The organism is Nocardioides sp. L-11A (genome assembly GCA_029961745.1).
Lineage (GTDB): Bacteria > Actinomycetota > Actinomycetes > Propionibacteriales > Nocardioidaceae > Nocardioides.
The window spans coordinates 516,027-539,223 of record CP124680.1 but is presented as its reverse complement, the minus strand read 5'-3'; the positions used below and the strand labels follow the sequence as shown (position 1 = coordinate 539,223).

The 23,197-nt window shown below is 74.2% G+C and carries 21 protein-coding genes; 8 read left to right on the top strand and 13 right to left on the bottom strand.

The features are described 5' to 3' along the window. Positions 1–2 precede the first annotated feature (2 nt). The 5 genes from QJ852_02455 (at position 3) to QJ852_02435 (ending at position 7,980) form a co-directional block, all read left to right on the top strand. Positions 3–2,825, top strand: a complete 2,823-nt coding sequence (locus tag QJ852_02455) for an AAA family ATPase (GenBank protein WGX97304.1) — start codon at positions 3–5, stop codon at positions 2,823–2,825. Between the two features lie 79 nt (positions 2,826–2,904). Then, positions 2,905–3,534, top strand: a complete 630-nt coding sequence (locus QJ852_02450) for a PadR family transcriptional regulator (protein ID WGX97303.1) — start codon at positions 2,905–2,907, stop codon at positions 3,532–3,534. A 193-nt stretch (positions 3,535–3,727) separates the two neighbouring features. Then, positions 3,728–4,747 (top strand): ATP-binding cassette domain-containing protein, encoded by a 1,020-nt coding sequence (locus tag QJ852_02445; protein WGX97302.1) that lies wholly within the window; start codon positions 3,728–3,730, stop codon positions 4,745–4,747. Then, a complete protein-coding gene (locus tag QJ852_02440) occupies positions 4,744–5,496 on the top strand; it encodes an ABC transporter permease (protein ID WGX97301.1) in 753 nt (250 codons plus the stop codon). The genes QJ852_02445 and QJ852_02440 overlap by 4 nt, the downstream gene beginning before the upstream one ends. A 303-nt stretch (positions 5,497–5,799) precedes the next feature. Next, positions 5,800–7,980, top strand: a complete 2,181-nt coding sequence (locus QJ852_02435; GenBank protein WGX97300.1) for a hypothetical protein — start codon at positions 5,800–5,802, stop codon at positions 7,978–7,980. Here the strand turns inward: QJ852_02435 and QJ852_02430 are convergent. Both QJ852_02430 and QJ852_02425 read right to left on the bottom strand, forming a co-directional pair. After that, complete coding sequence (locus QJ852_02430; protein ID WGX99520.1) at positions 7,943–8,563, bottom strand: response regulator transcription factor; 621 nt, start codon at positions 8,561–8,563, stop codon at positions 7,943–7,945. The two genes, QJ852_02435 and QJ852_02430, sit on opposite strands and share 38 nt — an antisense overlap. A gap of 117 nt (positions 8,564–8,680) precedes the next feature. Next, on the bottom strand, positions 8,681–10,846 hold the full coding sequence (locus tag QJ852_02425; protein ID WGX97299.1) for an MMPL family transporter: 2,166 nt from the start codon (positions 10,844–10,846) through the stop codon (positions 8,681–8,683). A 124-nt stretch (positions 10,847–10,970) separates the two neighbouring features. Between QJ852_02425 and QJ852_02420 the strand changes: the two genes are divergently transcribed. Further along, positions 10,971–11,729 (top strand): WHG domain-containing protein, encoded by a 759-nt coding sequence (locus QJ852_02420; GenBank protein WGX97298.1) that lies wholly within the window; start codon positions 10,971–10,973, stop codon positions 11,727–11,729. Between the two features lie 96 nt (positions 11,730–11,825). Here the strand turns inward: QJ852_02420 and cobB are convergent, their stop codons facing one another. From cobB to QJ852_02405, 3 genes are all read right to left on the bottom strand, one after another. Then, positions 11,826–12,518 (bottom strand): NAD-dependent protein deacylase, encoded by a 693-nt coding sequence (gene cobB, locus QJ852_02415; protein WGX97297.1) that lies wholly within the window; start codon positions 12,516–12,518, stop codon positions 11,826–11,828. Between the two features lie 34 nt (positions 12,519–12,552). Next, positions 12,553–13,638: a hypothetical protein gene (locus QJ852_02410; protein WGX97296.1), complete on the bottom strand. Its 1,086-nt coding sequence runs from the start codon at positions 13,636–13,638 to the stop codon at positions 12,553–12,555. A gap of 70 nt (positions 13,639–13,708) precedes the next feature. Further along, entirely contained in the window at positions 13,709–14,863 is a 1,155-nt protein-coding gene (locus QJ852_02405; protein WGX97295.1) for a hypothetical protein, read from the bottom strand. 193 nt (positions 14,864–15,056) lie between these two features. Here QJ852_02405 and QJ852_02400 point away from each other — a divergent pair, with 193 nt between their 5' ends. Further along, complete coding sequence (locus tag QJ852_02400; protein ID WGX97294.1) at positions 15,057–15,644, top strand: tetratricopeptide repeat protein; 588 nt, start codon at positions 15,057–15,059, stop codon at positions 15,642–15,644. Between the two features lie 22 nt (positions 15,645–15,666). On the opposite strand, the gene mftF is transcribed toward QJ852_02400, so the two are convergent. Genes mftF through mftA form a run of 7 tightly spaced genes read right to left on the bottom strand, consistent with a single transcriptional unit; the run spans position 15,667 to position 21,539 of the window. Further along, on the bottom strand, positions 15,667–17,097 hold the full coding sequence (gene mftF / locus QJ852_02395) for a mycofactocin biosynthesis glycosyltransferase MftF (GenBank protein WGX97293.1): 1,431 nt from the start codon (positions 17,095–17,097) through the stop codon (positions 15,667–15,669). Further along, positions 17,094–17,876 (bottom strand): mycofactocin-coupled SDR family oxidoreductase, encoded by a 783-nt coding sequence (locus QJ852_02390; protein WGX97292.1) that lies wholly within the window; start codon positions 17,874–17,876, stop codon positions 17,094–17,096. The genes mftF and QJ852_02390 overlap by 4 nt, the downstream gene beginning before the upstream one ends. A 2-nt stretch (positions 17,877–17,878) precedes the next feature. Further along, on the bottom strand, positions 17,879–18,568 hold the full coding sequence (gene mftE / locus QJ852_02385) for a mycofactocin biosynthesis peptidyl-dipeptidase MftE (GenBank protein WGX97291.1): 690 nt from the start codon (positions 18,566–18,568) through the stop codon (positions 17,879–17,881). Positions 18,569–18,570: 2 nt separating this feature from the next. After that, complete coding sequence (gene mftD / locus QJ852_02380) at positions 18,571–19,812, bottom strand: mycofactocin biosynthesis FMN-dependent deaminase MftD (protein WGX97290.1); 1,242 nt, start codon at positions 19,810–19,812, stop codon at positions 18,571–18,573. 28 nt (positions 19,813–19,840) lie between these two features. Next, the gene (gene mftC / locus QJ852_02375) at positions 19,841–21,151 is read right to left on the bottom strand and encodes a mycofactocin radical SAM maturase (GenBank protein ID WGX97289.1); all 1,311 of its coding nucleotides are present in this window, start codon (positions 21,149–21,151) and stop codon (positions 19,841–19,843) included. Further along, entirely contained in the window at positions 21,148–21,438 is a 291-nt protein-coding gene (gene mftB / locus QJ852_02370; protein ID WGX97288.1) for a mycofactocin biosynthesis chaperone MftB, read from the bottom strand. The genes mftC and mftB overlap by 4 nt, the downstream gene beginning before the upstream one ends. Continuing rightward, on the bottom strand, positions 21,438–21,539 hold the full coding sequence (gene mftA / locus QJ852_02365; GenBank protein WGX97287.1) for a mycofactocin precursor MftA: 102 nt from the start codon (positions 21,537–21,539) through the stop codon (positions 21,438–21,440). Before mftA ends, mftB begins: the two co-directional genes overlap by 1 nt. A gap of 90 nt (positions 21,540–21,629) precedes the next feature. Here mftA and mftR point away from each other — a divergent pair, with 90 nt between their 5' ends. After that, entirely contained in the window at positions 21,630–22,277 is a 648-nt protein-coding gene (mftR, locus tag QJ852_02360; GenBank protein WGX97286.1) for a mycofactocin system transcriptional regulator, read from the top strand. A gap of 13 nt (positions 22,278–22,290) precedes the next feature. Here the strand turns inward: mftR and QJ852_02355 are convergent, their stop codons facing one another. After that, positions 22,291–23,181 (bottom strand): hypothetical protein, encoded by an 891-nt coding sequence (locus QJ852_02355; GenBank protein ID WGX97285.1) that lies wholly within the window; start codon positions 23,179–23,181, stop codon positions 22,291–22,293. Positions 23,182–23,197 lie beyond the last annotated feature (16 nt).

Sequence of the window (23,197 nt, the reverse complement as noted above, 5' to 3'; positions counted from 1 at the left end):
GCGTGATCTCGGCGCGACTGCTCGAGAGGGAGGCGAGCCTCGCGGAGGCCCGGGCCGCCCTCGACCGGCTGCGCGCGGGCACGGGCGGCGCCCTGTGCCTGCTCGGCCCGGCCGGCGTCGGCAAGACCGCGCTGCTGGAGACCGCCCTCGCGACGGCCGGTGACCTGCCGGTGCTCCGCGCCGCCGCGGGCGAGCTGGAGGCACACGCGCCGTACGGCGTCGTCCGGCAGCTCTTCGGTCGGGTCCTGGCCGACCTGGACCCGGCCGCCCTGGACGGCCTCGACGGGATCGCGCACGGCGCGGCCCGGCCCGCGGTCGACCTGGTGCTGCATCGCGGGGCACCGGTCGCGGACCCGTCGGTGATGCTCAACAGCCTGTACTGGCTGCTCGACGGGCTCGCGGCCGACGGGCCGCTCGTGCTCGCGGTCGACGACGCGCACTGGGCCGACGAGGCGTCGCTCCTCTTCTGCCACCACGTCCTGAGCCGCGCCGACGAGCTGCCGGTGCTCCTGGTGGTCGCCGCCCGCGACGTGCTGCCCGAGCGGCGCAGCCCCGCCCTCGCCGCACTGGTCGCCGACGCCGCCCGGCTCGACCTCGCCCCGCTGAGCGTCGCCGGCGTCCGCTCCTGCCTGGCCGAGCTCTGGCACATCGAGGTGGACGACGAGCTGGCGGCGGCCTGTGCCGACGTCACCGGCGGGAACCCCTTCCTCGTCGTGGCCCTCGCCGACCTGCTCGCGGCCACCGACCCCGACAGCGCCGGTACGGCGGACGTGCGCACCCTCGTGCCGCGCACGGTCGTGGATGCCGTCGTCCAGCGGCTCACCGCCCTCGCCGCGCCGGAGCAGGCACTGGCCCGCGTCGTCGCCGTCCTCGACACCGCTCCGCTGCGGGTCGCGGCCGGACTGGCCGGGCTGACCCCCGAGGCGGCCGGTACGGCGGCCGACCGGCTCCGCGACGCCGGGCTGTTCGCCACCGAGCGGCAGCTGGGGTTCCGGCACGCCCTGCTGCGCAGCGCCGTCGCCGCCGCGACCGGCGCCGCCGCCCGCGACGACCTGCACCGCCGCGCCGCCCGGGCCCTGGCCGGCGAGGACGACGGGCTGCACGTCGCCGCCGGTCACCTGGTGGAGGCGGAGGGCGTCGGCGACCCGTGGTCGGTCGAGCTGCTGCGCACCGCGGCGCGGGCCGCGCTGGCGGACGGCGCGCCCCAGGCCGCGGTCGACCTGCTCCGGCGGGCGATCGCCGAGCCGCCCCCGGCGGTCGAGCTCCCGGGCGTGCTGGTCGAGCTCGGCACGGCCGAGCTCCACGCCGGCGACCCCGCGTCGGTGGTCACCCTGGAGCGGGCGGCGCACGGCGTGACCGACCCGGTGCTCCGCGCCCAGTCCGCGCTGGCCCTCGCGACGGCGTACAACGTCGGCGGCTTCTACGACCGCACGGTCCCGATCCTCACCGCCGCTCTCGACGGCCTCGGACCCGAGCACGGCGACCTCGCCCGGATCGTCGAGGCGGTGCTGGTCTCCGCCGCGCTCCAGGTGCCCGGGCAGGTCACGACCGCGCGAGCCCGCCTCGCCGCGCACGGCCGCCTGGCCGGGGACACCCCCGGCGAGCGCCTGCTCCTCATCCAGCAGGCGGCGGTCGCCAACGCCGTCAGCGCCCCCAGCACCGAGGTCCATGCCCTGGCCCGCCGGGCGATCGGCGACGGGCTGACCCCGGAGCAGGTCGCCAATCCCTTCGAGTGGACGATCGCGCGGCTCCAGCTCGCCGCCGCGGGCGAGTACGCCGTGGTGGCGGGCCTGTGCGCGCAGGGGCTCGACCTCGCCGCGCGCGAGGGCTCGGTGCTCATGCACGTCGCGGCGTCCTTCGTCCGCGGCTGGGCGCACCTGTGGGCGGGCCGGCTCGACGACAGCATGGCCGACTTCGACGCCGCGCTGGAGCACGCCGACCTGGTCGCCGGGGGCACCATCGTCGGAGTGCTCTCGCACGCGGGGCGCGCGGAGGCGCTGCTCGAGCAGGGCCGGTACGACGAGGCCCGGGCCGCCGTCGACAGCGTCCCGGAGGAGATCCTCGCCGACCTGATGCACGCCGGGGGCATCCATCTGCTGCGGGCCCGCGGGCTGGTCCAGGCCGCCACCGGCGACCACGCCGCCGCACTGGACTCGCTGCGCACCTGCGGCCGCCGCCTCGACGCGCTGCAGGTGGACTCCCCCACCTGGTGCGCCTGGCGGGCGGCCGCGGTGGAGAGCCTGTGGGCACTCGGGCGGATCGACGAGGCGCGCGAGCTGGCCGCGGTCGAGCTCGCTCGGGCCGAGGAGAAGGGGGCCGCGGGCGTCCTCGGGCAGGCACTGCGGATCGCCGGCGAGGTGGCCGGTGCCGACGGCATCGCGCTGCTGGAGCGCTCGGTCGCGGTGCTCGACGGCTCCCAGGCCCGCCTCCAGGAGGCCCGGTCCCGGGTCGCGCTGGGATCGGCCCTGCGTCGTACCGGGCGCCGGGTGGAGGGGCGCGAGCAGCTCCGGACCGGTCGCGAGCTCGCCCACCGCCTCGGCGCGACGGTCCTCACCGCGCGGGCCACGACCGAGCTGGCCCTGGCGGGGGGACGGGCCGGCCGGATCGAGGTCACCGGCGTGGCCGCCCTGACCTCCGCCGAGCGCCGGGTGTGCGAGCTGGCGGCGACCGGGCTGCGGAACCGGGACATCGCCCAGCGGCTGTTCGTCACCACCAAGACGGTCGAGGTGCACCTGTCCCGGGCCTACCGCAAGCTCGGCGTCGGCCGCGACGGGCTCGGCGACCTGCTCTCCTCCGCCGACCGCGACGGCACCGGCGACTCCTAGGGAGGTGCTGATCGATGTCGCCGTCGCGAGCGCGGCACGCAGCAGGCGAGATCGATCAGTGGCTCCCTAGAATCCGGGCATGGCCGCCCACGACACCCGCATGCTGCTGCTGGGTGCCGTCGCGCTCTTCGAGCCGGTGAACGGGTACCAGATCCGCCGCGAGCTGCTGTCTTGGACCGTCGACGACTGGGCCAACCTCAACCCGGGCTCGATCTACAACGGCCTGGCCACGCTGACCAAGCAGGGCTTCCTGGTCCGCCACGACCTCGAGGACGGCGGCCGCGAGGTGGCGGTCTACGAGGCGACCGACGCGGGCCGCACCGAGCTCGAGCGGTTGATCACCGCCGGCCTGGAGGAGGTCAGCGTCGTCGACCGCAAGGGCTTCAGTGCGGCGTTCGGCCTGCTGCCCCTGGTCCCGCCCGACCGGGCGCTGCGCTCGCTGGTCCGCCGTCGGGTGGCGCTGGAGGAGCTCGTCGCCCGGCTCGCCGCCCCGGCGGCGCCCGCCGACGCCCCGCCGCACGCCCTGCGCACCGTGGTGCTCTGGCTCGACCTCGCCGTCGCCGAGCTGGCCTGGCTGCGGGAGACCATCGAGCAGATGAAGGCCGGCCGGCTCGCGCTCGACGCGTCGACCTGGGCGCCGCCGGCCGACGACCCCGGCTGGCAGATGAACGCCGATCGCGAGCGCTACCGGGCCCTGCTCGGCGGCTGATCTGCTCGGCTCAACGACCGAATCTGCTGTCATCGCGCCGGATCGGCGACGAATCCGGTAGGTGAACCGGAAATCCGGTTGCGATGAATGTCGGCGGCTGGTGCTGTCCTACCTGCGGGGGAACGCGTTTGACAGCGCAGTGTTCAAGTTTGAATACTGCTCCTGTTCAACCTTGACTACCGAGGGGATCTCCATGATCGAGGCACGAGGACTCGTGCAGACCTTCCACAGCGGACAGGGCAAGCAGAAGAAGGAGGTCCACGCCGTGCGCGGCGTCGACCTCGACGTCGCGGAGGGCGAGGTCGTCGGCTTCCTCGGCCCCAACGGCGCCGGCAAGACCACGACGCTGAGGATGCTCACCACGCTGCTCAAGCCGACGGCGGGTACGGCGACCGTGGCCGGCTTCGACGTCGCGACCCAGGCGGTCGACGTACGCCGCAGCATCGGGTACTGCTCCCAGGTCGGCTCGACCTTCTCCGGCGCCTACGCCGGCGACGAGGTCGTCGACCACGGGATGCTCTACGGGATGTCGAAGAAGGCGGCCGTGGCCCAGGGCCAGGAGCTCTTCGACAAGCTGCAGCTCGACGGTCTGTGGCGGCGGATGCCGAAGAACATGTCGGGCGGCCAGAAGCGGCGCCTCGACATCGCGATGGCGCTCATCCACTCCCCCAGTCTGGTGTTCCTCGACGAGCCGACGACCGGCCTGGACCCGCAGGCGCGGATCAACCTGTGGCAGCACATCGCCGACCTGCGGGCCAAGCAGGGCGCGACCGTCTTCCTGACCACCCACTACCTCGACGAGGCCGACGCCCTCGCCGACCGGATCGTCATCATCGACAAGGGCGAGATCGTCGCCAGCGACACCGCCGACAACCTCAAGGCCGCGGTGGCCGGCGACCTGGTCGACCTCGAGGTCGCGACCGACGAGCAGGTCGCGATCGCCCGCGCCAAGCTCGGCTCGATCAGCGCCGAGGTCGAGGTCGAGGGCCACCACGTCCGAGGCCGGGTCGCCCGCGCGGGCAAGGCCGTGCCCGGGCTGCTGCGCGACCTGGAGACCGCGGGCGTCGGACTCGAGTCGATCGAGGTCGTCCGTCCCACCCTCGACGACGTCTTCCTCACCCTGACCGGCCGCTCGCTGCGCGACGCCGAGGCCGCCGCCGAGGCGAAGGACAGCCCCGACGCCGACGTACTCACCGAAGGAGCCCGTGCGTGAACACCTTCTTCCGCGAGTCCTGGATCGTCTTCAACCGCCAGCTGCGGATGAACCTGCGCAACCCCGCGTGGGTGATCATCGGCATGCTGCAGCCGGTCCTCTACCTGCTGCTGTTCGGTCCGCTGCTCGAGCCGGTCATCGCCCAGCTCGGCGGCAACAAGTACACCTGGTTCGTGCCCGGCATGCTCGTCCAGCTCGGCATCTTCGGGGCCTTCTTCGCCGGCTTCTCGCTCATCGGCGAGTGGCGCGAGGGCGTCATCGAGGCCGAGCGGGTCACCCCCGCCCACCGCTCGGCGCTGCTGTTCGGCCGGCTCTACCGCGACCTGCTGCAGCTCTTCGTGCAGGCGATCATCCTCGTCGTGCTCGGCCTGATCATGGGCATGGACGCCTCGTTCGGCGGCATCGTCGTCGGCGTCGTCCTCACCCTCATGCTCGGCGGCGCCTGCGCTGCGGCGTCCAACGCCCTCGCACTGACCACCAAGAGCGAGGACGTGATGGCGCCGGTCATCAACGTCATCATGATGCCGGTGCTGCTTCTGAGCGGCATCCTGCTCCCGATGAGCTTCGGCGCCGGCTGGCTCGAACGGCTCAGCGACTTCATGCCGATCCGCCACGTCGTCGATGCCGTCCGCGCCGCGTTCTTCGGCGACTTCGACAGCTCCATGCTCTGGGGCGTCGGCTGGACCGTGGCGCTCTTCGGTCTCGCGGTGTGGTGGGGCACCTCGGTGTTCAAGAAGGAGAACGCCTGACCGTCCCGACCCGGACCACCTTCGCCCCGTCAGCACGGGACTCCGCCCTGCGGCGGGTCCCGTGCTGACGGGGCGCTGACCGGTGGGCGGACGGCGCGCCGCTTCCCCGGCGAGCACACGCCCCGCACACCACCGGTGACGAGGTGGGGCCACTCCCCCACGGCGTGACCCCGATCGTCGATTCTCCCGGCCCGCGCGGCCGAGCGGTACCAGCGGAATCGAGGACACCGCCGCGCCCGCCCAGCGGATCCGAGGACAGCCGATCCGCTGCGCCGCCCGCCGGCCGGCCCCTAGCATCCGGCCATGGAGGAGAGTCGCGCGTCGACGCGCGACCTCGCGGCCTCGGTCGAACGCGGCCTCCAGCTCGCGATCGGCGTGGTGATCCTCGCCAAGACGGCGGTCTTCGGCGCGGTGCTGACCGAGCTGGCGTCGTACGACACCGCCGACGTGCTGCTCATCCTGCTCGTCGTCGCCTGCGTCGGCACCGCCGGCGTGCGCTGCGTCCTGGGACGCGCCGGCCGCCTCGACGTCGCGCTGTGCACGGTGGCGATGGCCGCGGGCGCACTGCTCCACCGGGGCACGACACCGCTCGCGGGGGCCGCGGACTCGCCGATCATCCACCTGGTCGAGCCGCTGCTGCTCGTGGTGGCCGCCCGGCTCCCGGTCCCGACGGTCCTGGCCGTCGCGGGCCTCTACGTCGGCCTGCGCTGGGAGACCGGCGGCAGCACGACCGCCCTGCGGTACGGCGTCCAGGAGGCCGCCTTCATCACCGGCACCGTGCTCGCGGTGCTCGTCCTGGTCGGCCTGATGCGACGGACGTCGGCCCGCGCCGAGGCGGCGCTGCGGGCCGAGGGCGCGCGGCAGGCAGCCGAGACCGGCCGGGCCGAGGTCGACGCCACGGCCTTCCTCCACGACGACCTGGTGCCCGCCCTGCTGGCGGTCGCCGGACTGCCGCGGGCCGAGCCCACGCTCGCCGCCGCGGCCGCCGCGCTCGACGGGCTCGCCGCCCGGGGCCCGAGCCGGTCGCCCGCCCACCTGGACGAGCAGATCCGCGCCGCCGCCGACGGCAGCGGGCTCGACGTCCTCCTCGTGGTGCGCGGGCGACGCACCTCCGTGCCCGAGGACGTCCGGGAGGCGCTCGTCGGCGCCGTGCGCGAGGCATTGCGCAATGTCGCCCGGCACAGCGGCGTGCACCGGGCCACGATCACGCTGGTGCAGCGCCCGGGACGGGTCCGGGTCACCGTCGAGGACGCCGGAGCCGGCTTCGTCGTCACCCCCGGCGTCGGGCTCCGCGTGGCGGTCTCCGGCCGGGTCGAGGCGGCCGGCGGCACCGCCCTCGTCGCGAGCACGCCGGGCGCCGGCACGGTCGTCACCCTCGCCTGGCGCGCCCACCGGCTCGCCCGACTGCTCGGCCTCTCCCCCGACGCGGACACCTTCGCGCGCGCGGCGGTCGGGCGCCCGGGCCGCGCTGCGCTCCAGGTGTGTGGGGTACTGGCGGCGGGGTACGCCGTCTCGGGACTCCTGCTGGCGGCCGACGGGGTGCGCCAGCCGGTCACCTGGGCCGGGGCGGTCGCGACCTTCCTGCTGGTCGTGGCTCTGGCTCGGGGCCTCGATCGCGGGCCGGCCACCCCCGGCCTGCTCCTCGCCGGCGCCCTCGGCCCGGCCGTCGTGCTCGTCGTGGCACTGCCCACCGTCTCCTCCGGCGGCCTCGGCGGCCTGGAGTCCTGGATCGTCGAGTTCACCGCGCTGCCCGCGATGGTGCTCGCCTGGACCGCGTCCCTGCGGGTCGTCGTGCTGCTGCTGGTCCCGAACGCCGTGGCGATCGTCGTAGTCGCCCTCGGGGCCGGCGTCTCGGCCGCCGAGCTCCCCCACCTGCTCTTCGTCCAGCCGCTCAACACCTGCTTCGTCGCCGTCATCATCGGCGTGTGCCGCCGCGCCGGGCTGGTGCTCACCGGACTCGGCGCGGCGCGTGGCACCGACCGCGGCAGTGCCGCGCGCCGCCTGCTCGGACCGCTGTTGCCCCTGGTCGAGCGCACCCTGGCCGACCCCGGCTGCACCGGGTCGGCGACCGGCGCTGCGGTTCTCGCGCAGAGTGTGCGGGACTGTCTCTACCTCCCCGGCCCGGCCCACCTGGCCCTGCGCGAGGAGCTGCACCTGCTGCGCCGTACCGGCTCCCAGGTGGTGGTCACGATCCAGGAGGACCTACCGGCGAGCGCGACCCTGGCCGCGGCGGTGACCGTGCTGCGGGCGCTCGCCCCGGCGCGCGTGACGGTGTCCGGCGGGGCGCTGCGCACCGGCGTGGTCGTGGTCCCGGCGGTCCCGGAGGCGGCCGCCGACGCGGTCCGGGCGGCCCTCCCGGCGACCTGGGCGGTCACCTTCGATCCCGACGCGACCCTGCTCTCCGGGCCCCCGGGGACACGCCGTGCCTCCGGCGCGGAGCCCGCCGTCAGCCCTCCAGGTGGCCGTCAGCTCGCGCCCGGCTGATCAGCCCGTGCACGTTGCCGGTCTCGATCCCGCCCTCACGGTAGGCCCGGGCGGCCCGGGCGAGATGCTCGCGGACGGTCACCTCGCCGATGCCCAGCTGCCGGGCGACCAACCGGTACGGCAGGCCGGCGCTGACCGCGCGCAGGATCTCGATCTGGCGGGGCGAGAGCCGGGCGCCGACGTCCTCGTCGGAGAGCAGCATCGTGGCGAGCTGGCTCGAGCAGGCGAGCTCACCGGCGACCGCGTCACGGATCGACTGCGCGATCGCCTCCGGCGGATCGACCTTGAGGATCAGTCCCGCGGCGCCGGCGTCGATCGCGCGGCGGACGGGGACCGGACGTTCCTCCGCCGTGAACAGCACCACCACCAGGCCGTGCTCGACCAGGGTCGTCACGGTCTCCTCCGCCGGCGGCTGGCCGGGGATCCGCATGTCGAGCAGCACCACGTCCAGACCGTCGGGCGCCTTCGCCAGGAGCTCCTCGGCCGAGCCGGCGATCGCCACCAGGCGCATGTCGGGCGCCGACTCCGCGAACGCCGCGCCGAGTCCCAACAGCACCACGGGGTGATTGTCGACGGCCCCCACCCGGATCACGGCAGCGATTATTCGCGGCGCGCCCCGCCGCCGTGCGCGGAATCCGCCGTTCTTTGCGTACGACGCCCCGCCGGCTCCGCCCGCCCGCGCGACGGCGGTCCGACCGGTCTAGACCAGCACCCGGTCCTGGGGAGTCTCGGGGCCGCCCGTCGGAGCGGGAACGGGCTCCTCGCGGAAGCCGTACCGCTGCCACCAGCGGGCCAGCGGCGCGGGCGCCCACCAGTTCCAACGGCCGAGCAGCTTCATGGTGGCCGGGACCAGCAGGGCCCGGACGACGGTCGCGTCGACCAGGATCGCCACCAGCATGCCGATGCCGAGCATCTTCATGAACACCACGCCGCTGAGGCTGAACGCGCCGATCACGACGGCCAGCAGGAGCGCGGCACTGGTGATGATCCGGCCCGTCTTCTGCACGCCGGTCTGCACGGCGAGGTCGTTGTCGCCGGTCGCGTCCCACTGCTCCCGGACCCGCGAGAGCAGGAAGACCTCGTAGTCCATGGACAGTCCGAACAGCACCGCGAGCATCACGATCGGGTTGGTCAGGTCGAGGAAGCCCTGCGGCGTGAACCCGAGCAGGTCCGCGAGGTGGCCGTCGCTGAAGATCCAGGTCACGACCCCGAAGGAGGCGGTGATCGAGAGGGCGTTCATCAGCACCGCCTTCAGCGGCAGCACGACCGAGCCGAAGGCCAGGAAGAGCAGCACCAGCATCACGCCGACGACGATCACGCCCATCAGCGGCAGGTGGTCGCCGACCGAGCTCGCCAGGTCGACGGTGTCGGCGCTCAGGCCGCCGACGAGGGCCTCGCCGCCGCCCGGGGCGTCCACGGCGCGCAGCTCGCGCACCACCTGCTGGGCGTGGTCGGTCTGGCTGTTGCCCTCCCAGGCCGCCCGCAGCAGCGTGGTGTCGCCCTCGGTCGCGACCGGTCGGACGTCGACGACACCGTCGACCTGCGCCAGGGCCCGCGTGTACGCCGCGACGCCGGCCTCGTCCGCACCCTCGAGGAGGATGTTGGCCGTCGAGCGCTCCGGACCGAACTCGGTGTTGAGCCGCTCCGACGCCAGGTGGGACGGGGTGTCCGCGGGCAGCACGCGGTAGTCGACGCTGCCCCACTTCACGCCGAGGAAGGGCGAGGCGACGGCGAGGAGGACCACCACGACGGCGGTCGCGACGATCACCGGCCGGCGCATCACGGCACGGGCGAGCCGGGCCCAGGCGCCGTGGTCGGTCTCGACGGGGGTGGCCCGCTGGAGGAACGGGATCCGCCACGCGTCGATCCGGGTGCCCAGCAGCGCGAGCACCGCGGGCAGGACGGTCAGGGCGGCGACCATCGCGATGAGCACGGCCGCGATGCCGCCGTACCCGATCGACTTGAGGAAGGTCTGCGGGAAGACCAGCAGCGAGCTCATCGCCGCCGCGACGGTGAGCGCCGAGAAGGCGACGGTCCGCCCGGCGGTGGCCATGGTGCGGGCGACGGCGCCGCCCGGGTCGTCCGGGTCGCGGGCGATCTCCTCGCGGAACCGGGAGACCACGAAGAGGGCGTAGTCGATCGCGAGCCCGAGGCCGAGCAGGGTGATGATGTTGGGCGCGAAGATCGACACGTCGACCACCTCGTTGAGGCCGGCCACCGTGGCCCGCGCGCCGAGCACGGCGACGACGCCGACGAGGATCGGCATCAGCGCCGCGACGACGCTGCGGAAGATGATGAGCGAGAGGATCAGCACCACCGGCAGCGACACGATCTCGGCGCGGAGCAGGTCGGACTTCGTCTCCTCGTTGACGTCGGTGTAGACGGCGTACGGTCCGGCGAAGGCGGTGTCGAGCGAGCTCTCCTCGACCTCGGGGCGCATCGCGTCGAAGGAGTCGATGAAGTCGTTCTGGCTCTCCCCGGCGAGGGAGACATAGACGGCGGTCGCGTGCCCGTCCTTGCTGACCATCGCGGGGTCCTGGACGTCGTACCAGGTCGCCACCGAGACGACGCTGTCCGCGGGGATGGCGGCGAGGGTCCGCTCCACCTCGGCCCGGAACGCCGGGTCGGCCGCCTCCGCGTCGTCGCTGGAGAAGATCACCACGGCGTCGATCGAGCGGTTGCCGAAGGTCTCGCGCTCGAGGGCGAGCTCCCGGGCGGACTCGGTGCCGGGATCCTCGAAGCCGCCGGCCGAGAGCTTGCCCTCCAGGCCGAGGCCGGCGACGGCGGCGAGTGCCGTGACCCCGAGTCCGACCACCAGCACCGCCACGGCCCGGCGCACGACCAGGGCGCCCCATCGCTCCATCATCTGCGGTTCCTCCCGGAGTCAGTGAACTCCTGTCAGTTTCGTAAACATCGTTAACGGTAAACGGTGTAAACTGCAGTCGTCAAGCGTTCACCCGGGTGACGCCCGGTCGATCTCGAGGAGTCCTGTGGCCCACCTCCGTGCGCCCACCCGCCGGGAGCGCCAGCGCGAGGCGACGTACGACGAGATCGTCACCGTCTCCGCGGCACTGCTCGCCGAGGGGGCCGACCTGTCCCTGCGCGCGGTCGCCGCGCGGATGGGGATGACCGCGCCCGCGCTGTACCGCTACGTCAGCAACTACCAGGAGCTGGTGGACCTGGTCGCCTTCGAGCTCGACAAGGCGGCGACGGCCGCGTGGGCCGAGGCCGCTTCCCGGTTCTCGGAGGAGGACCCTGCCGCGCGGCTGACGGTGGCCTGTGCGCGCTTCCGCCAATGGGCGCTGGCCAAGCCGCGGGAGTTCGCGCTGATCTTCGCCAACCCGATCGCCGAGGCCGACACCGAGCGACGCGAGCTGCTGACGCTCGCCACCTCGGGCCACTACTTCACCGACCTGATGTGGCAGATCTGGGAGCTCTACCAGTTCCCCTTCCCGGCCCTCGACGACCTGGACCCGGTCATCCGCGAGGCCGTCCTCGACCCGCTCATCCCGGCGAAGTCCGATCACATCCCGCGCGAGGACCGCGGCCTGCTGTGGATCTACATGCGGGCCTGGTCCGCGCTGTACGGCGTCGTCACCCTCGAGTCCACCGGCCATTGCGACCCGCGGGTCATCGAGTCCGGCCAGCTCTTCCGGGCCACGATCCTCGACTGGCTCGAGCCCCTCGGCCTCCGGCACGAGCGGGATCGGCTGACCGCGATCCTCGACGAGGAGCTGGCCCGTCCCTGACCGACCCGGCGCATCTGAACGTCTCAGGAGCACCGACCCGGCGCATCTGAACGTCTCAGGAGCACCGACCCGGCGCGTTCAAACGCGCCGGGTCGATCAGGTCCAGAGCACCTCGCGGGCCCAGACCGGCACCAGGTCACCCGCCCGGCCCTGCCGGGACTCGTGGAAGAAGTGGCTGCCCTCGCTGGGCTCCAGGTTGAGCTCGAGGGTGCGGGCGCCGTGGCGGCGGGCGTGCTGGACGAAGCCCGCGGCGGGGTAGACGGCACCCGACGTGCCGACGGAGACGAACATGCTCGCCTCCGAGAGGGCGTCGGCGATCCGGTCCATCTCGTAGGGCACCTCGCCGAACCACACCACGTCGGGACGCAGCTCGTGGGCACCACAGCCCGGGCAGGCCGGCTCATCGAGGAGCGTGTCGCGCCATGGGGAGGCCACGCCGCAGGCACTGCACCGCGCCTTGAGCAGCTCGCCGTGCATATGGACGACATGGCGCGACCCGGCGCGCTCGTGGAGGTCGTCGATGTTCTGGGTCACGATGAGCAGGCCGGAGCCGAGGGTCTCCTCGAGCTCGGCCAGGGCGCGGTGCGCGGCGTTGGGCTCGACGGTGGCCAGCGCAGCGCGCCGCTCGTCGTAGAAGCGCTGCACCAGCGCGCGGTCGCGCTCGAACCCCTCCGGCGTCGCGACGTCCTCGACCCGGTGTCCCTCCCACAGGCCGTCGGCGTCGCGGAAGGTCGGGACCCCGCTCTCTGCGGAGATGCCGGCACCGGTCAGGACGACGATCTGAGGCACGACCGGAGGCTACCCGCCCGCCGGGTGACCGTCGTCACCCGGCCAGCTTCCTCGCGCACCAGTCGACATTGGCGCGCAGTCGCTCGTCGTCCGGCCGGGCGGCGAGGGCGCGGTGCGCCGCGGCCAGCCCCTCGTCGTACCGGCGGGTCCAGTAGGCGCTGACGGCGACCTCGTCCCAGGCGCGCCAGGCGTAGGTCTCGGTGTCGACGAACAGGCCCTCGCCTCCGGGCATCGGGAGAGCAGCGGCGGTGCGGGCGTAGAGGAGCGCGACCTCGTAGCGCTCACGCGACCGCTCCAGGCGGGCCGCCTGGACGAGGGGCTCCGCGCGCCATGGGCAGTCCTGGTACGCCGCGAGGTGGGCGTCGATCACCGCCGCGACCGGCTCGCCGAGCCGCTCGCGCAGCCGGGCCGACTGGTAGCGCGCCTGCCAGCGCTCCTGGTCCCAGCCCGCCGGGTTGGCGACCCGGTCCGCATACGCCGCCAGCGCCCGCTCCGGCTCCCCGGCGTCGCGCCAGGACTGGCCGAGGTAGAACTGCAGCCGCGGGTTGCCTGGGTCGGCTTCGAGGGCGCGCTCGATCAGCGCGGCGTCCTTGCGGTAGGTGTCCGGGTCGCCCGCGCGGGCGCCGTCGTGGCGGACCAGGACGGTGGGCGCGGCCAGGGAGCCGCGACTGGCGCCGGGGAGGGTGAGGTACTCGTGGATCGGTCCCACCCAGCGCCACGGGTCGGCCAGGCGGACCAGGCACAGGCGGGCGTAGCGGGTCGCGTCGTAGGTGACCTGGAGCTGATAGCCCGACGCGGTGAGATCGGGACGCTGCAGAGGGAGCCCTCGCAACTGCTCGTCGGCGTCGATCCACAGGGCGTAGTCGTCAGGCCCACGGTGGATCGAGGCGCGGGCGAGGTCGAGGACCTCCTGCCGGTTGTGGCCGAAGTCGACCCAGGGTCGCTCGACCAGCTCACCCGGAAGTCCGGCCAGCGCCTCCCGAACGAGATCCTGGGTGCCGTCGGTCGACCCGGTGTCCGCGACCACCCACCAGTCGACGAAGGGCCGCACGCTGTCGAGGCAGCGTCGGATCACGGGTGCCTCGTCCTTGACGATCATCATCAAGCCGATGCCGGGCACGGCGGTTCCTTCCTGCGACCGGTGGGTGGGCGCCGGACGACACCCACCCACCGGGACGGTTCTCGAGCGGTCAGCCGACCCGGGCGATGCTCAGCGAGGCACCGGCGCCGGACTCCAGCACCGCGGCACCGACCAGACCGTAGGCCTCGAGGCTGAGGGTGTCGCCGGCGGCGAGACTCACGATCGCCGTGCCCTCCCACAGGTTCGTGGTCAGCACTCCGATCCCGTCGTCGAGCAGTGACTGCGGAGCGCCGTTGACGGTCACCCGGACCCCCATCAGCAGCGCGGCGGTGGTGTTGACCCGGAAGGAAATCTGGTAGTCGCCGGAGGCGGCCACCGTGAACCCGTCGTCGTTCGGGTTCGAGGTCACGCCAGCCTGGGCACCGGACGCGCCCAGCTGCAGCTTCGTGCCGCTGAGGATCACGGGGACGGTGGATCCCGCGACGTCGGCGAACGAGCCGTACGCCAACGCCATGGTGCCTCCGGTCGCTCCGGTCGCCCCGGTCGCGCCGGTGGCGCCGTCCGCACCCGTGGCGCCGTCCGCACCGGTCGGCCCCGTCGGGCCGGTCGGACCGGTGGCGCCGTCCGCGCCCGTGGCACCGGTCGCCCCGTCGGCACCGGTCGCCCCGTCCGCTCCGTCCGCTCCGGTGGCACCCGTCGCACCCGTGGGACCGGTCGGGCCGGTCGCACCGATGTCGCCCGTGGCACCGGTGGCACCGTCGGCACCGGTCGCCCCGTCGATGCCGGTCGCGCCGGTGGCACCGTCGGCGCCGGTCGCCCCGTCGACACCGGTCGCGCCGTCGACACCGGTCGCGCCCGTGGCCCCGGTCGCGCCCGTGGCCCCGGTCGCACCGGTCGCACCGTCGGCACCGTCGGCACCCGCAGCGCCGTCGGCACCCCGGGCCCCCGGCGCGCCGGGGGCACCCGCGGGTCCGCGCTCGCCACCCCGGGACGCCTTGCCGATCTTCCAGCGGATCACCCGCTCACCGGGCCGGCACTGCCGCTCGGCGGCATCCACCAGCCAGCGGCCGTTCTTCATGATCAGGCGCAGCGCGCCGGTCTCCTGGTCATAGCAGCCGATCACCTGCCGGACCTTCGCCTTGCCCGCAGCGGCGTCCGCCACGGCCGCCTCGGCCGGGATGTGGGGGAAGAGCGTCGCCGCGGTGGTGGCCATGACGGACACGGAGTACAGCCCTGCCTGGCGCCATTTCTTGTTCATCGACATCTGATTCCTCGGGGCACGGACCCGGGAGCGAGGTCCTGGGGGGAGTACGGCGGCCGGCGGACCGCCGGCACCGAGGCGCCCCATCGGCCCCGGGGACGCCGTCCTGAGAGATTCCGGCCGGAGAGCTCAGGCAGGCGGACCCCCTGCCGATCGGGAGGGGACATCGTCCCGCCCGCCCGACGAAAGGTCCCTGGTGCCACCGACCCCCGCGCGCCGTCCCTCCCGTTCCGTGACCGTGCTCGGCGCCCTGGCCCTCGTCGGCGCTGTGCTCCTCGGCGGGTGCGGCGGAGGCGATGACGACGCCGACCGCCCTGCATCGCCGGCATCGTCCTCGACGAGCGCCAGCGACACCCTCATCGACACCGGACTGGAGCGGATCGCGGCCGGCGACGTATCGGGCGCACGGGACGCCTTCGAGGCGGTGCTGGTTCTCGACCCGGCGAACGCCTACGCCCACTACAACCTGGGCTACCTCGCCCAGGACGACGGCGACCTGGCCACGGCGATCGACGAGTACAACCAGGCTCTCACCACCGACCCCGAGATGGCACCCGCGCTCTACAACCTCGCGCTGCTCACCGAGCCGGCCGACCTCGACACAGCGGTCGACCTCTACCGCAGGGTGCTCGAGGTCAAGCCGGACGACGCCGCGACACACATGCGCCTCGGCTTCGCGCTGCACCACCTGGGCCGCGAGGACGAGGCCGCGAGCCTGCTCGCGAAGGGCATCGAGCTCGACCCGGCGATGAAGGACGTCCCGGCGCCGTCGTACGCCGGGTGAGGTCAGCGGCGGGCTGTCCCGATCAGCGGCCGGTCCAGCGGATCGCCAGGCAGCGCGGGCTGCGTCGGCGCATCGCGCCCCACCACAGCCCCGCGCCGTAGGCCAGGTCGTCGAGGCAGCGGGCCGCGAGCGCGGTCGCGGGGTCGACGCCCGGACGCTCGCGCAGCAGCACCGCGAGGTCGACGACGGCGGCTGTGAGGACAGCCCGGCGCACCGGCCGGCTACGCAGCGCCGCGACCGCGGCGGCGGGCCACCAGTGCCGGAGCAGCAGCGCGGACTCCTGGCGGACCCCCCACCCCAGGCCCCGCACCGCGAGACGGGTGGCGACGGCGGTGGTGTCGTCGCCCTCCGGCAGGCGCCGGCGGACGGAGCGGGTGGTCGCGGCGACCACGACGGCGGCAGCGGGGACCGACCACCAGCGGCGCTGGAGAAGTGCTGCCGCGCCGAGCGCGACCGGAACGGAGAGCACCGCGGGGGCGACCTTGGCGCCGTGACGGTCGGCGAGGTCGGCCCCACCGGTGCCGTAGACGAACTTGCGCCCCAGCCAGGTCCGCACGCTCGGCCGGACCTCGTGGTGGGCCTCGACCGCGGGGTCGTAGCGGACGAGGTGACCGGCATCGACGAGGCGCCACACCAGGTCGACGTCCTCGGCGACACGCCAGGCGTCCTCGAATCCGCCGACGCCGCCGTCGGGGCGGAGTGCCGGGGTCCGGCCGACGAGGCAGGCCGACGGCAGCCAGCCGATCGCGGCACCCGGGAGCACCCGGCCGCCGACGCGGCCCAGATCGAGGGAGGAGGCGACGGCGTCGTACCGCTCGAACCAGCGGGGGCGGCCGGCCCGCCGCTCGGCGATCCTCCCGACGACGCGGGGGCCGACCAGGGCGACGAGGGGGTCCGCGCAGTGCCGGGCCAGGTCGAGGAGGGCGCTGGGGTCGACCTCGACGTCGGAGTCGACGAAGGCGACGAGGGGCGTGTCCACCTCGTCGAGGCCGGCGTTGCGGGCGCCGGCCGGGCCGCGGTTGCGGGCCAGCGCGACCAGGCGGGCGCCGCGTCGGCGGGCGACCCGCGCGACCGCGGCGGGGTCGTGCGAGGCGTCGTCGACCACGATCACCGGCAGCGGGACCAGCGCCGCCAGGCATCGATCGAGCTGCTCGGGCCGGTCCCGGACGGGTACGACGACCGTGAGGTCGGCGAGCGGCACCGCGCGCCCGTCGAGCACCGGGTCGGCGAGGTTGCCGTCGAGCAGGCGCCGGGCCAGCGCCGCGGTCGCGGGGCCGTCGACGATGAGCCGCCCGCCCGCGAGCAGGTGCCGAGCCCGGCGGCTGAGCCGGACCGCCCGCACCGGCGATCCGCCCACCAGGAGCCGGCCGCGGTCGGCGACGACGAGATCGTCGCGGAGCCGGACGACGAAGCCGTCCGGCAGGGCGGTGGCCGCGGCGGCCGTCGTACTCACGGGGCGAACCCACCGTCGGCCTGCACGACCGAGCCGTTGACCACGGCCCCCTCGGGCGAGCAGCAGAAGGCGACGGCTGCGGCGACCTCGGCGGGGTCGAGGATTCGCCGTACCAGCTGGTTGTGGGCGAAGTCCGCCGCGTCCGGCAGCCCGTAGAGGGCGGCGGTCGCGTCCAACATCGGCGTCCGCGTCGAGCCGGGCGAGACGGCGCAGGCCGTGACCCCCGTGCCGACCAGGTCGGCGGCGAGGCCCTTGACCAGGCCGACGACCGCGTGCTTGGCGGCGTTGTACGCCGCGAGGTGGTGCAGGCCGTGGCTGGCCGCCGCGGAGGCGATCGCGACGAACCGCCCACCGGAGGGGTCCGGCCCGGCGAGCAGCGCCGGCACGGTGACGGCCGCGGTGTTCCACACGCCCTTGACGTCCACCTCCCAGAGCAGGTCGAGCTCGGCCTCCGGGGTCTCCCACAGCGGCCGGCCGCCCGCGATCACGGCGGCGGCGGCGACCGCGGCGTCGAGCCGACCCCAGCGCGCGACGGCCAGGTCGACGGCGGCGGCCAGCGCGGAGCGGTCCCGCACGTCGGCGACGTGGCCGACGGCCTGGTCGCCCCCGGCCGCGACGACCGCGTCCAGCTCGGCCCGGGTCGCGAGCGGAGGCCCGGCGCATCCGTCGACCGCGACCACCCGGTCGCCCCGCGCGATCAGCGCGCGGACGGTCGCCGCGCCGATCCCGCGCGCGGCACCGGTCACCATCACGACCCGGGGGGCGACCCGGCCGGCCATCGCTAGGCGCCGTCCACGAAGCGCACGACGTCGCCCACCATCGAGGCCAGCACGAGGGCACCCTCGTCGGCGCTGGCGCCCTCCGGGTCGCCCAGCACGCCATTCGGCGAGACCGCCTTGACGCCGCCCGCGATCATGGCGGGCAGCAGCTCCTCGAGGGAGCCGGTGTTGCCCGCCTCCGCCCGGTCGAGACGCACATGCCACGGCGCGAGGTGCAGCATCAGCGACGTCTCGGTCCGGCCGGCGTGCAGGTCGACGTCCTCGGTCGCGCACGCCACCCACGAGACGTCGTGTCCCTCCTCTGTCAACTGGCGTACGGCGCCCCGCAGGGCCGCCCCGTTGCCGCCGTGGGCGTTGACGAACACCACGCGCGCGGCCCAGGTCCGCATCGAGCGGGTCAGCTCGACGACGACCTGACGCAGCACCTCGGTGCCGACGGAGCTGGTGCCGGGGAAGTCCTGGTGCTCGCCGCTGGATCCGTAGGCCAGGGCCGGCGCCACGAGGATGTCGAGGTCGCGCAGGGTCAGCAGCCGGGCGACCTCGGTCGCCACCGCGGTGGCGATGACCGTGTCGGTGTCGAGCGGGAGGTGCGGGCCGTGCTGCTCGATCGAGCCGACCGGCACCAGCACCGTCGCTCCCATCGGCAGGCTCGGCGAGGCGGCTGCGGCCAGGGGGCGGACTGCCCGAGCCACGGTCAGCGCCCCGCAGCCGCCTGCTCGGGGACCCCGAGCGCGCGGTCGAAACCGTCGGGGACGAGCAGGTGCTCGGGCCGCAGCTCGGCGGTCGAGGCCAGGGCCAGCCCACGCAGCGCGGAGTCGACGCCGCCGGAGAGCACGTCGAGCACGTTCTCCACGCCCGCCTGGCCGTTGGCCGCGAGCCCCCAGAGGTAGGCGCGGCCGATCAGCACGGCCTTCGCGCCGAGCGCGAGCGCCTTGACCACGTCGGATCCGCGGCGCACGCCGCCGTCCATGACCACGTCGACCTGGTCGCCGACCGCCTCGGCGATCGGGCGGACCATCCGGATCGCGGCCGGCGTACCGTCGAGGTTGTTGCCGCCGTGGTTGGACACGGAGATGCCCGCGACGCCCGCGTCCACGGCGCGCAGCGCGTCGTCGACGCGGCACACGCCCTTGAGCACGAACGGCGTGCCGCTGATCTGCGCCCACGTGTCGCGCATCCACGCGACGTCGTCCCACGAGGGGGGCGGCGTGGTCATCCACTCGTAGTAGGCGCCGAAGAACGTCGGCGCCTCGCCGCCGGGGGGCGCCAGGTTGGGCGCGGTGAGGTCCGGCAATCTGCCGGTGGCGCGGAACTGTTGCCCGAACTGCCACATCCAGCGGCCCTTGGTGGCGACCTTGGGCGCGAGCCGGATCATCGCCTTGAGGTCGACCTTCTCGGGGATCTCGGGGCTGCCCCAGTCGCGGCCCATCGAGAACGACCAGTCCAAGGTGGCGATCAGGCCCTTCGCGCCGGCCTCGTTCGCGCGGGTCATCCGCTGGATCATCGTGTCGCGCTCGCCGGTCCAGTACATCTGGAAGAACGTCGTCGCCCCGGTCGCGGTGACCTCCTCGACGCTCTTGGACGCGAAGTTCGACAGGCCCATGATCGTGCCGCGGGCGGCGGCCGCGCGGGCCACGGCGACCTCGCCGTCGGGGTGCACCGCCTGGACGCCGGTCGGGCTGATGATGACCGGGCTGGCGATGGTGTGGCCGAAGACCGTCGTCGTCTGGCTGCGCTCGGGGAGCTGGCCCACGACGTGCGGGGCGAGGCCGAGCTCGGCGAACGCGGCCTGGTTGTCGCTCACGCTCTGGCCGCGCTCGGAGCCGGCCACCAGGGCGCCGTACACCGGCTGAGGGAGGTGCTTGCGGGCGCGGTCCTGGGCCACGGCGACGGACTCGAACCAGGGGTTCTGCTTCCAGGGGTTCTCGAGCTTCATGGGTTTCCTCAGGTCTGCGTGCGTTGCGTCATACGTTCTGTGGGCGAGAGCCCACAGAACGTATGACGTCGTGGCGGGGGTCGGGGTCGAAGCCGGCGAGCGGGCTCTCCGCACATGCCGAGACCGGCGGCCCCGACACGCGCGTGGTGAGCAGCTGCAGCATCACCGGCTGGTTGCGGGTGGGGGTGGTCCGGGAGTGGTCCTGGCTCGCTGCCGGGATGGTCCGCTCGCCGGCGAGCCCGAGGCGATCCAGCTCGGCCTCGCCGTAGCCCTGGACGCACTCGGGGTCGGGGCCGTCGAGCGGCAGTCCGGTGAAGAACTTCGCGGCCATGCAGCCGCCGCGGCAGGAGTCGTAGAACTGGCAGGAGGCGCACGCCCCGCCGGTCTGGGGCGAGCGGAGCTCCTGGAACAGTGGCGAGTGCTGCCAGACCTGCTGGAAGCCGCCGTCGAGCAGGTTGCCCGCGAGGAAGTTGTCGTGGATCGCGAACGGGCAGGCGTAGACGTCGCCGACCGGGTCGATCAGGCAGACCACGCGGCCCGCCCCGCACAGGTTGAGTCCCGGCAGCGCCCCACTCCCATCTGCCGGGCCGAACGCCGCGAGGTGGAAGAACGAGTCGCCGGTGAGGACCTGCTCGCCGTCGGCGGTGTGCGCCATCAGCCAGTCGTAGAGCTCCCGCTGCTGCTCCGGCCGGGGGTGCAGTTCGTCCCAGACGTCGGCGCCGCGGCCGCTGGGGCGCAGCCGGGTGAGACGCAGCGTGGCGCCGTACCTGTCGGCGAGGGCCTTGAACTCGTCGAGCTGGCCGATGTTCTCGCGGGTGCAGACGACCGAGATCTTGGCGTCCTGGAAGCCTGCGTCCTGGAGGTTCTGCAGGGCGCGCAGCGCGGTGTCGTAGGACCCGGGGCCACGGACGTAGTCGTTGACCTCGGCGGTCGCGCCGTCGAGCGAGACCTGCACGTCGACGTAGCCGTTGCACGCCGGCGAGGCGAGGAAGGCGGCGCGCTCGGGGCTGATCCGCACGCCGTTGGTGGAGAACTTCACGCCGACCTGATGATGGACGGCGTACTCCAGGAGCTCCCAGAAGTCCGGGCGGATCGTGGGCTCGCCGCCGCCGATGTTGACGTAGAAGACCTGCATCCGCTGCAGCTCGTCGATGACCGCCTTGCACTGCTCGGTGCTCAGCTCGCGCGGGTCCCGGCGCCCGGACGACGACAGGCAGTGGGCGCACTCCAGGTTGCAGGCGTAGGTGAGCTCCCAGGTCAGGCAGATCGGGGCATCGAGGCCGTACTCGAACTGCTGGACCAGGCTCGCGGTCTGCGGCCGCTCGGGCGCGATCGTCATGCGGGCTCCTCCTGGGCGGTGGGGCGGGGGCGGATCATGTCGGTCGCGGCCAGGCCGCGCAGGGCCGCCGCGTAGGCGGCGTGCTGGGAGGCCGGGACGCCGGCGGACTCGAGCGCGGACCGCACGTCCGGTGCCCCGGCGAGGCTCCGGACGACGGCGACCAGCTCGGGCCGCTTCAGGAAGGTGAGCTTCCGGTTGCCGAAGTGGTAGGCCAGCGCCCCGAAGGGCTCGGGCCGCAGGGCCACCGACGGCGAGAGCGTCCACGGCTCCCCCAGCAGGGCGTCCATCAGTAGACGCCGCACATGCCGTCGATCGAGACCTCCTCGATGAGGTCCTCGGCCGCCAGCTCCGCCTGGTCCTCGGTCCCGGTTTCCAGCTCAGGGTTCATCGTGTTCCTCCTCGTCGGCTGTGGTTCGCGACACACTAATGGCACTCGATGCCAAAATGGAAGGGTCCGGACGTGCTAACTTCCGGCGCCATGCCCGATCCCCTGCCCGACGCCGCCGCTGCCGCGGCCGAGGGCCCGACCCGGACCCGGTCCTCCGCACGCGGACGCCCCGTCGCCACCTCGCACGCCGCCATCGAGCAGGCGGCGTTCCGGCTCTTCGCGACCCACGGCTTCGCCGGGACCACGATGGAGGCCATCGCCCGCGAGGCCGGCGTCGGGAAGCGGACGATCTTCCGCTACTACCAGTCCAAGAACGACATCCCCTGGGGACAGTTCGACCGCACCCTCGACCACTTCCGCGCGCTGCTCGACGAGCAGCCCGTCGACCTGCCCGTGCACACCGCCGTCCACCGCGCAGTGGTGGGGTTCAACCGCTTCCCCGCGGACGCCGAGCCGCCGCACCACGAGCGGATGCGCCTGATCCTGACCACCCCGGAGCTGCAGGCGCACTCCGTGCTGCGGTACGCCGAGTGGCGGCGGGTGATCTCCGAGTACGTCGCCCGCCGGACCGGAGCCGACCCGGAGGCCCTGGTCCCCCAGGTCGCCGGCCACGTCTCGCTGGCGATCTCACTGTCGGCGTACGAGGCGTGGCTGGCCGAGCCCGACGCCGACACCCCCGGGCTGCCCGAGATCATCGACCGGGCGATGGCCGGCCTGCGGTCCTACCTGGCCGGCTGACCGGTCGCCCGGGTCAGGCGCCCCGGGTCGCGGCCAACTCCTCGGCCGCCCGGTCGCGCAGCCGTCGCGAGACCCGGCGGATCCGCAGCAGCATGGTCGCCGACGGCACGACCGCACCTGTGACATAGGTCGACAGGCGCGAGGGCGAGGTGCCGATCTGCGCGGCGAACACGCGCTGGGAGACCCCGGCGCGGACGATGCACTCCTTGATGTCGCGCGCCACCAGGGCGCGCTCGGCGGCCTCGCGGCGCTCCCGGCACAGGGCGACCGACCGCTCGACGACGGCCTGCACCCGAGCCGACCGGCTGCGCCCCGCGAGCCGGAGCAGCTCGTGCGCGTCGGGACCCCACGGGCTGGCGGCGACGACGCCGAGCTGGGCGCGCCACTGGGCGACCGAGCCGCGCGCGAGCAGCCCGAGGAGCTGTCCGACGGTCAGGACCGGCGGCGCGGCGGGGACCGAGGCGGGCGCCGGGTCGACGTCCTCCAGCACCAGTGCGTACGCGGTCGCCGCGCAGGCGTCCGCGACCTCGGCCGGGACGTCGAGGGCGGTCCACCGGCGACACGCGTCCGCCGCCCAGCACCGCTCGGGATCCACCTCGAGCAGGGCGGCGGCACGGCGCTGGAGCCGGGCCAGCGCCCGCTCCCCCATCGCCTCGGCGAGCTGCGCCGTGGTGCGGTGGTCGTCGGCATCGGCGAAGGCGACGACCCCGACGAGGTTCGCCAGGACGGCGTACAACCGCGCCGAGCGCGGGTCGTCGCGATCGGTCTCGACGAGCGTGACGAACCGGTCCCACACCGCGCGGTCGCCCGGGCCGACCCGGTCGCGGCGCGCCAGCACCGCCTCGACGACGGCGGACGTCGTCGCGGGTGGGACGGGGTGCAGGCGGCTGGGTGCGTTGCTCATCGATCGTGGCTTCTGG